At 41.7% G+C, this 7,361-nt stretch carries 13 protein-coding genes and 1 tRNA gene; all 14 read right to left on the reverse strand.

The annotated features are described in order from the left end of the window. The coding region (locus HMPREF2613_RS00545) for a phage minor capsid protein (RefSeq protein WP_222563118.1) at window positions 1-634 on the reverse strand (634 nt) is incomplete at its 3' end. 68 nt (window positions 635-702) lie between these two features. Continuing rightward, window positions 703-2,214: a phage portal protein gene (locus tag HMPREF2613_RS00550; protein WP_315940722.1), complete on the reverse strand. Its 1,512-nt coding sequence runs from the start codon at window positions 2,212-2,214 to the stop codon at window positions 703-705. A gap of 11 nt (window positions 2,215-2,225) precedes the next feature. Next, window positions 2,226-3,524 carry a PBSX family phage terminase large subunit gene (locus HMPREF2613_RS00555; RefSeq protein WP_070478180.1) on the reverse strand — a complete coding sequence of 433 codons (1,299 nt, stop codon included), beginning with the start codon at window positions 3,522-3,524 and terminating at the stop codon, window positions 2,226-2,228. Further along, a complete protein-coding gene (terS, locus tag HMPREF2613_RS00560; RefSeq protein WP_070478181.1) occupies window positions 3,493-4,212 on the reverse strand; it encodes a phage terminase small subunit in 720 nt (239 codons plus the stop codon). The genes HMPREF2613_RS00555 and terS overlap by 32 nt, the downstream gene beginning before the upstream one ends. A gap of 304 nt (window positions 4,213-4,516) precedes the next feature. Continuing rightward, a tRNA-Ser gene (locus tag HMPREF2613_RS00565) sits at window positions 4,517-4,607 on the reverse strand. 49 nt (window positions 4,608-4,656) lie between these two features. Next, entirely contained in the window at window positions 4,657-5,118 is a 462-nt protein-coding gene (locus HMPREF2613_RS00570; protein ID WP_070478183.1) for a DUF1492 domain-containing protein, read from the reverse strand. A gap of 71 nt (window positions 5,119-5,189) precedes the next feature. After that, window positions 5,190-5,507: a hypothetical protein gene (locus HMPREF2613_RS00575; RefSeq protein ID WP_049488112.1), complete on the reverse strand. Its 318-nt coding sequence runs from the start codon at window positions 5,505-5,507 to the stop codon at window positions 5,190-5,192. Then, entirely contained in the window at window positions 5,491-5,916 is a 426-nt protein-coding gene (locus tag HMPREF2613_RS00580) for a YopX family protein (RefSeq protein WP_083279174.1), read from the reverse strand. Before HMPREF2613_RS00580 ends, HMPREF2613_RS00575 begins: the two co-directional genes overlap by 17 nt. Continuing rightward, the gene (locus tag HMPREF2613_RS00585; RefSeq protein ID WP_070478184.1) at window positions 5,913-6,173 is read right to left on the reverse strand and encodes a DUF1372 family protein; all 261 of its coding nucleotides are present in this window, start codon (window positions 6,171-6,173) and stop codon (window positions 5,913-5,915) included. Before HMPREF2613_RS00585 ends, HMPREF2613_RS00580 begins: the two co-directional genes overlap by 4 nt. After that, a complete protein-coding gene (locus HMPREF2613_RS00590; RefSeq protein ID WP_070478186.1) occupies window positions 6,170-6,340 on the reverse strand; it encodes a topoisomerase in 171 nt (56 codons plus the stop codon). Before HMPREF2613_RS00590 ends, HMPREF2613_RS00585 begins: the two co-directional genes overlap by 4 nt. 12 nt (window positions 6,341-6,352) lie before the next feature. Beyond that, window positions 6,353-6,517 carry a hypothetical protein gene (locus HMPREF2613_RS11450; protein ID WP_186822061.1) on the reverse strand — a complete coding sequence of 55 codons (165 nt, stop codon included), beginning with the start codon at window positions 6,515-6,517 and terminating at the stop codon, window positions 6,353-6,355. Between the two features lie 13 nt (window positions 6,518-6,530). Beyond that, window positions 6,531-6,695, reverse strand: a complete 165-nt coding sequence (locus HMPREF2613_RS11455) for a hypothetical protein (RefSeq protein WP_186822062.1) — start codon at window positions 6,693-6,695, stop codon at window positions 6,531-6,533. 9 nt (window positions 6,696-6,704) lie between these two features. After that, complete coding sequence (locus HMPREF2613_RS00595; RefSeq protein ID WP_070478188.1) at window positions 6,705-7,127, reverse strand: DUF7448 domain-containing protein; 423 nt, start codon at window positions 7,125-7,127, stop codon at window positions 6,705-6,707. Window positions 7,128-7,170: 43 nt separating this feature from the next. Next, on the reverse strand, window positions 7,171-7,361 hold a 191-nt coding region (locus HMPREF2613_RS00600; protein ID WP_148129926.1), incomplete at its 5' end, for a RusA family crossover junction endodeoxyribonuclease.

Raw genomic sequence — 7,361 nt, forward strand, 5'->3', positions numbered from 1 at the left:
CACGCCAAGCCGTGGACTTGATAACTTGCCTAGCGTAGGTATCAGCTTTCCACCGTTTGCCTTGGCTATCAGTAAAGCCATAAAAGCCTTTTTTAGCCCATTTCATGACTGTGTCAGAGATAGCCTTGTCTGAGGTAGTGAGTCCTGTGACAACCTTGGCCACGCTCTCCTGGACTATGGACTGATAAACCTTTCTGATACTCATTGGTAGAGTGGTATTGATGAGGTTGTCTATATCTCCCATAGCCTGATTGACATAAGCAGCTAGATTGGTCTGAATGATAGAGTTACCAGCAAAACCACCTCCACCAGTCGCCTCTAAAAGCTGTTGTTTGGTGTCTTTATAGATTTTGTAGCCCTCATTTTGGATAACATGCCTAAGCTGTTCCTCAGCAATCCCTGAGCGGTCAGAAATGAGCTTGACATTGTCCTCATTGAGTAGGCCCATCTCATTCATTTTCTCAAGTTGCCAAATATAAGGGTTATCATCAAGGCTAGCAGAGCCACGCTCTTTGATACGATCTATTACCTGGTCAAAGAGTTCAAGAGTTAGCTGATGATAGATGTCTGCAACGTTACTGGCGTCAAGCATTAACTGCTCATCATTTAGCTTGATTGGTTTCTTCTCTTTCATAAGCTCTTACAAGTCCCTCAGTTATTAGCTTGCTTGGGCTTTTTATTCCAAATAAACGCCTCAGCCTATCAATTACCATAAATTTCAACATCTTCATCACTCCTGCCGTCGTTAGCCTCGCTGATAGCATTGCCACTAATTTCAGCCTTTATTTCCTTAGCTTTCTCAGGGGTCACGTTGAGCACTTTCTCAATAGCCATGACGTCCGTGGCAAAACCAGCATTTACAACCTTAACCCAGTAGTCAAGTTCAGCGTTTCGGTCTGTAAAGACTCCATCATCAAGGTTAATGCTGATTTTCTCCATGTCAGGGATGTTTCCCTTGTAGAGTCCGTAGGCTTTGCCTAGCTCTAGCATTGAGATAATGAGCTCTTTCAGTGACTGCTCTACCAAGCTGACAATGCTATTTCTCATCTGATAGGTGTCTGAGTTCTCGCTGACAACCTCAGTAGCCGTTTTCAAGCTCTTACCATCAAAGGTGAACGTGCCAGAAGATACTCCTATCTGCATTTCAAAAATCGCCAGGATCTTATTGATAGCCTTGATATAGTCATCCGAGCGGATAGGCGTTGTAAGGTCGGTGATACCTACGCCTTTATCCATATCTCCTGAGTCAATCTGTTCATAGACGTTACGCCCTGCCTCAAACTCACGCTTAACTGTGACGTTCTCGCCCTCCTGATTGTACTCAACTTTAATCATTTGACTAGGGACAGCCACTCTGCGCTGACCCATCTTAATTTCCCACATGAACTCATCATAAGTCGTGTTAAGAAAGTCCATTGTAGTCTTAGCATTGTCAAAGATAGACAGCCCGAGGGCTGAGTTAATGTCTTTATTATTCATTCCTGGAGTTTTCAAGTAAGTAAAGAGCGGACGGCTCAAGCCATTCAGGTCTACCACTTCCTCAAGATCCTCATAGAGATCTGATAGAGGAACCCTAGAGCCTACCACGTTCTGATTATCAGACCTGTAGAGCTCGTTAATAACCGTATATTTATCATCTTTGCCCCACTCATGCAACTCAATCAGCGTGTAAAACTTCTGCTTGTTGCCCTCTGACTTGATTGTCTTAGTGATGATAGCAGCGCTAGAGACATCCTGTGTGTTGTTTTGCAAAGGCAAAAAGACAGGCGCTTGAATGAAAGAGACTCTTACCTTGTCTCTATCGACGTATGGCCTCATAGCCAAGCCCCCCAGCGCCAAACCACTCTCTAAGTAACGCTCAAAGTTCTTGACAAATCTGTCATCTTGTAGCTGTTTCTGAATAAATTTATTAGCGTCTTTGTCATCTAGCTTGATTTCAGCCTGCTCATTAAATACTAAGCTTGCAATCTTCTTAGCTGCTGTACGTCCAATAGGCAGATGGTTGAAAGCTCTCTTTTGAGGCGTGCCGTTACTGTCGGTGTATTCAATCTGTGGATAATGTCCTGCATAATACTTGAGATTTTCCCTAATGCGGTCATATTCTGTGGATGACACTGCTATTTTAGGGTGATCAGTGATATTCGTTAAGTTCTGTGTTGTCATCACATACTTGCTCCTTGTAAAAAAATTCTTGATAGTCTGTACTATTCCCATTGTTGGCTCCTTTAGGCTTTTAGTCTTAGCTCTCTAGCGTTGTCTAGGACAAAATACTTGAATTCGTCTACCGTGTGGTCATCTTCCTTGATGACTTTTGGATCATCAGTATTGAGTGACTTGTCATCATATCGGTACATCTTGTGTTCCTCAATAAAGACCCTGTTAGCAGGGATGTCAAGGTAGTAGAAACGCCCCTCAGCTAGTAAGCTAATAACCATGTCTATCATGGTCTGATTTTTCTTCTTGGCTACTGGGTGCCAGCGTTCGCCATAGTCCTTAAAGTATTGATTTCTCAAAGCCCCCTCCGCACTATCAATAGTCATCTTTAGTTTTGGTACTCTGTACTGTTTCATGACCTTGTCTATAAAGTCATGTATCATCACAGAAAGCTCACTAGGTGCCTTTTTGATGGTCTTGCCAGCTGGTGAATAGTAGAAAGTATCAAGCAAGATAACATTACCCTTGGCAGTTAGTCCATAAGCCCCACAGGCCGTCGCTGATTGTTGGTGTCCTGTATCCAGGGCAAATGATATGCCTATCACTTTGTCATCATCTGGGAGGCTTTCTAGTGGTTTAAAATAGCTCATGTTATAAACATGATTACCTAAACCGATTACCTCGCCTAGATACATCCAACGGTAGTAGTCAGGATCTGTTTCCTTGTACCGTTCTATCTTCTCAATCATCTGCCTAGATAAAAAACCTAGCTTGTCATCAAGGTAGGTACTGTGATGTATCATGTAAGTAGGGTCACTAGCTTTCTCAGCAACCCACTCATTTATCCAGTCATAGGGATTTCTTGGAGGGTTGTATGTGAAATAGACTTTGACCTCTTTGCCGTTTGGCAGCTCTTGACGGATGAAAGTATCCTCAACTATATCAATGTCTTCACGACCTGCGAACTCAGCCAATTCCTCAAACCATACGGCCATTACATAGCCTTTGGCTATCTTTTGGGATTTGAGTTTCATTGGATCGTCTACGCCGTAAAAATAAAAGGCTGTACCTGTTTTCTTGTGGGTGATTTGTAAGGGTGATTTGCCAAACTTGAACTGATTAGCCAGCCCCATCTCATAGATGGCCCATCTAATCTGCTCATACACTGACATTCTCAAGTACTTTCCTACTTTGCGTAAGACTACCACATTCCCGTTAGGGTCATTGATAAAGTCATTTACAAGGTCAATGGATACAACAGAGGACTTGGTAGAAGCACGACCACCCTTGAGCACTATATGGCTCTTGAGTGTGTAGAGGACTTCATCGAATACTGGGTTAATCAGTTTCGCTAGGTTCAGTATTGCCATTATACTCACTCCTATCAAATGTAAATCCAGTAATGACCGTGTCATCATCATCATTAGAGCCTAGCTGAGCTTTGAGGTTATCAATCCTCAAGCGTTGCTCCTCTGTAACAAGTGGAGAGCGTGTAAGCTCGTCGTAGGTCTTAATCATGCTTTTAAGCTCTGATTGAGCCCTTGCCATTGCAGCCAACGCCTTGCCTTGCTTATCCCATGCTGTGTGGACTTCATAGCTTGCTCCGCCTTTAGCTGTACTAGCAATCAGCATAGTATTAGTATCATCAACGTCCTGCACATACAGAATGCGCTGAGCATGCAACAGATTGGCGTAGGTCAGCGTGATATTTTCCCAAAGGATGTCAATGGGCTGTTTTTCTGAAAGCTCTTGCGCTATCTCATATACCTCTTGAGGTAGATACTTAGCAAACAGTCCATGTTTTAGGGCGTTTTGATTGCCTATACTTCCGCCTTTGCTGTTCTTATTGCCTTTCGGCGCTCCCCGTGTTCGTTTGGTAGTACTACTTTTGTTTTTTGTAGTACTACATTCGCTCCATTTGTCTCTTAACTTCCAAACTGAGATAGTTTTTTCAGGCACGCCCAACATTTCACCAAGCTTGCGGTTAGTGATGTTTCCGTTATTCTGCTTATAAATCTCAAAAGCTTTATCTCGGTTTGGGTCTCGTGCTCTGCCCAACCTATTACCTCCTATTTGTCCGTTTTGTCAATCAAAAAAAGCCACTCAAAGAGTGACTCAGTGCAAGGCGACTACTACCTTGCATATTAATTAGTAATCAATTTGAAAGTTTTCCTTTTTTTATTTTTTGTAGTCATTAACAACCTCTGAGGGAATCAAACCCTCTAGCTTATAACTTATCCGGAGTATAATTAGCTACGCAATCATGCAAGGTCTAGTCGCTCCGCAACCATTTTTAAGTTAATGAGTGATATATGAACCCCCACCCAGAAGATTTAACTCATTCTGGGACACAAACACTCAAAGGAGAGTGTGGGATTTGAACCCACGGACCGCACATAGGCGACCACCCGTCTAGCAAACGGGCGCATTCAACCTGACTCTGCCAACTCTCCATGTCAGGGAAGGCTTACTGCCTTACCCTTAATTCTTGATACTACCATTCTAACAGATTTTAGACTTCATGCCTGTACCATTACTATCATTTACTATCAATTCCGTAAGAATGACATCAAGCTCATTTACCGCCTGTTTCTTCAAGCGATAATAAGTAGGAGAGCTCATGCCTCCCATACTGTCACAGATGTCATCGACGTACATTTTATTGATGTAGGTCTTTCTCAAAATAGTTCTATGCTTGGGATTTCTAAGCCTATTGATCATTCTACCTAATTCAAGTTTTCTGTTGATAACTTCTTTGGTATCCTGCTCTATAGCCTCTTTCATCACTACCAACTGAGTATAGACGTCATCAACTTTTCTAGCTTGACCACCTTGGACTTTAACGTCTGTCCATTTAGGACTTGAGAGCAAACCTGCCTCAAGCTCATTGATTTCATCTATACGGCTTTGAATGTCCATGTCCAGATCCTGCAGCTCTTTCAAGAGCTCTTTAGCCTTGTTCACTCTCTATCTCCTTTTGTGGTATAATATTATTATTGAGATTTTAGCTGAGACAGAGAGTGTCTTGGCTTTTTTTACTCCCAAGATATATAAATTTTCTTATCAGAAATGTAAGTGTCACCTGTCAAAATATTTCGTGAGCGATATATCTTGTGTCTAACTCTGAAACCTGGTCCTAACACCTCTCGTAATAACTCCAACGTTTTCTCATTATCCAAGCGACGTCTAGTATACTCATCTTTGACTGATAGTACACCTATCAGATGACCTGTATATCCTTGCTGAGCAGATGCTTTTATTTTCTGCTCTAAATCGTGTTTCTTGAAGTAACGCTCAAACCATTTAGCATGGCTTTCTGAGCTAAGTTGCTGTACTTCATCGAATAGTGTCATGATTTACCTCCAAAAGCTCTGGACTTTCGTAGATATTGCCGATGATTTCATTTTCTTCAATTTCAGTCCATAAACATACTGCGTCACTGCCCGTATCAATTACCCAAGAACCCTCAAGCTGCTTAACAATCCCTATAAATTCCTTGTCATACTCATAAAAACCGCCCACTTCATCAGCTCTTCCAACAAATCTAGTGGTTTTAACAACGTCACCTTCAAAGATTTCTTGATTAGTTATATCTCTGATGCCAGTTGATTGCATGAGGTGAATGTCATTGTTCACAATCCATTCACCAGCAACAGAGTCCTCATCAATAATCCAGATATCGCCATTTCCAACCATCACTTCGTCCGGTTGATACATACGATTTAATGAGCCGCCATCATACGCTCTAAATTTTGGTGTCATAGTCTCACCTCGTCTCCAATCCTCAATGACTCATAACTTGTTTTAGTAACTACGAAAATGCCGTAGTTCTGTATTGTGATCGTGTAGAGTTCGCCGATCTTCTCCTTGTGGACGACTCTGCCTTTGATTTCTGCGCCTTGATTATCAGCTTTATAGACGATAATTGGGCGCTTTTCTTCTAATTTCTTAATCTGGATACTCTGCCAGACATTCAATCCAGCAGACAATAATATCCAGATTGCGATAAATCGTTTCAATTTTCATTCTCCTCCGCAGCATACTGCAACCATACTAGGCATTCATATAGATCTCTTGCGTGTCTCTTGATATTTCCTAACTCATAGCTGTTTAGATTATCTGAGTTTGTTATAATATCAATTTTTAAATTATCGATAGCTAGAATAAAACCTTTTGTAACTTTCAATCTGTGATCTCCTCAAAGCGCCCATCTATTTTTGGACTTATTTCTTTTAAAAATGGGGTTTTTCTTTTCTTTTTTCTTCTGCTTGTGATATTCGCTATCTTTGTTAAAGATAATATCTTCATCTTCAATAAGTTCAGGAATGAAGTGCCCAGATGGGTATCGTTCAGGTCGTTCCATCACTCCACCTCCTTTAAATAATTTTACCGTCAAAAATAAGCGTGATTGTGCCTGTGCCGTTCTTATTGTCAGATACCAGAGCCCAACAATCGCCGCTTAACTCGACGCCCTCGATCGTGATACTGCGCTGAGATTTGTTGACGTGGATGATTGTGTCATTTGATGTCTTAATTCTCATATCAGCCCCCTAAGCATCAACTACTGGGAAATGAATATCACCAATCACCAAGGAACCTACGCTGTAATAATATCCGTTATGTTCTGCCTCACAGTTGGCGATAGCTACAGGGTTTTGATTGTGGAAGATGGTTACTTTGTTTTTATAACCTACTCCCCAATGGTCAGGAATTTCTTCCTGTTCTCCAATTTCAACATTAGTAATTACAGCGTCGAGCGACACATTTTGGAACTCCCCACCTGCTGAGGCACAGCAATCACTTTCAGACATTTCAATAGTGACTTTTGTGCCATCTTCAAGTAGTAAAAAATCTTTATCCCATTCCACGATACGCTTATAGAGCAACAGCTCTTTTAGTTCTTCTAATGTTCCGTATCTTGCATTTCCCCAATCGGGTTCATAATAGTCTGGTAGTTCGATAGTTTTTGTCATCTTAATTTCCTCATTTCTTCAAATACTCAGGCATAATCTCGCCTCATGCGTTCCATTCCATGACCTCCACCTCTACCTCTATACGAGGGTTCAAGCTGTAGAACTTGCCTACATCATGCAAAGCTATCTGACCGTCATCCTGGAAGACGATCCCTGACATACTATCATATAGGGCTTTTTCGTAGTTGTCTATGTCAGGCTTTTTGCCTACAGGGATAATCTCATCCAGGAGGG

The organism is Streptococcus sp. HMSC070B10, from assembly GCF_001808665.1.
Classification (GTDB): domain Bacteria; phylum Bacillota; class Bacilli; order Lactobacillales; family Streptococcaceae; genus Streptococcus.

Coding starts and splice junctions, on each gene's coding strand:
- HMPREF2613_RS00575 (WP_049488112.1), bottom strand. CDS start 5,507: ATGACACTATTCGATGAAGTACAGCAACTTAGCTCAGAAAGCCATGCT.
- HMPREF2613_RS00595 (WP_070478188.1), bottom strand. CDS start 7,127: ATGACAAAAACTATCGAACTACCAGACTATTATGAACCCGATTGGGGA.
- HMPREF2613_RS11455 (WP_186822062.1), bottom strand. CDS start 6,695: ATGAGAATTAAGACATCAAATGACACAATCATCCACGTCAACAAATCT.
- HMPREF2613_RS00555 (WP_070478180.1), bottom strand. CDS start 3,524: ATGGCAATACTGAACCTAGCGAAACTGATTAACCCAGTATTCGATGAA.
- HMPREF2613_RS00580 (WP_083279174.1), bottom strand. CDS start 5,916: ATGACACCAAAATTTAGAGCGTATGATGGCGGCTCATTAAATCGTATG.
- HMPREF2613_RS00550 (WP_315940722.1), bottom strand. CDS start 2,214: ATGGGAATAGTACAGACTATCAAGAATTTTTTTACAAGGAGCAAGTAT.
- HMPREF2613_RS11450 (WP_186822061.1), bottom strand. CDS start 6,517: ATGGAACGACCTGAACGATACCCATCTGGGCACTTCATTCCTGAACTT.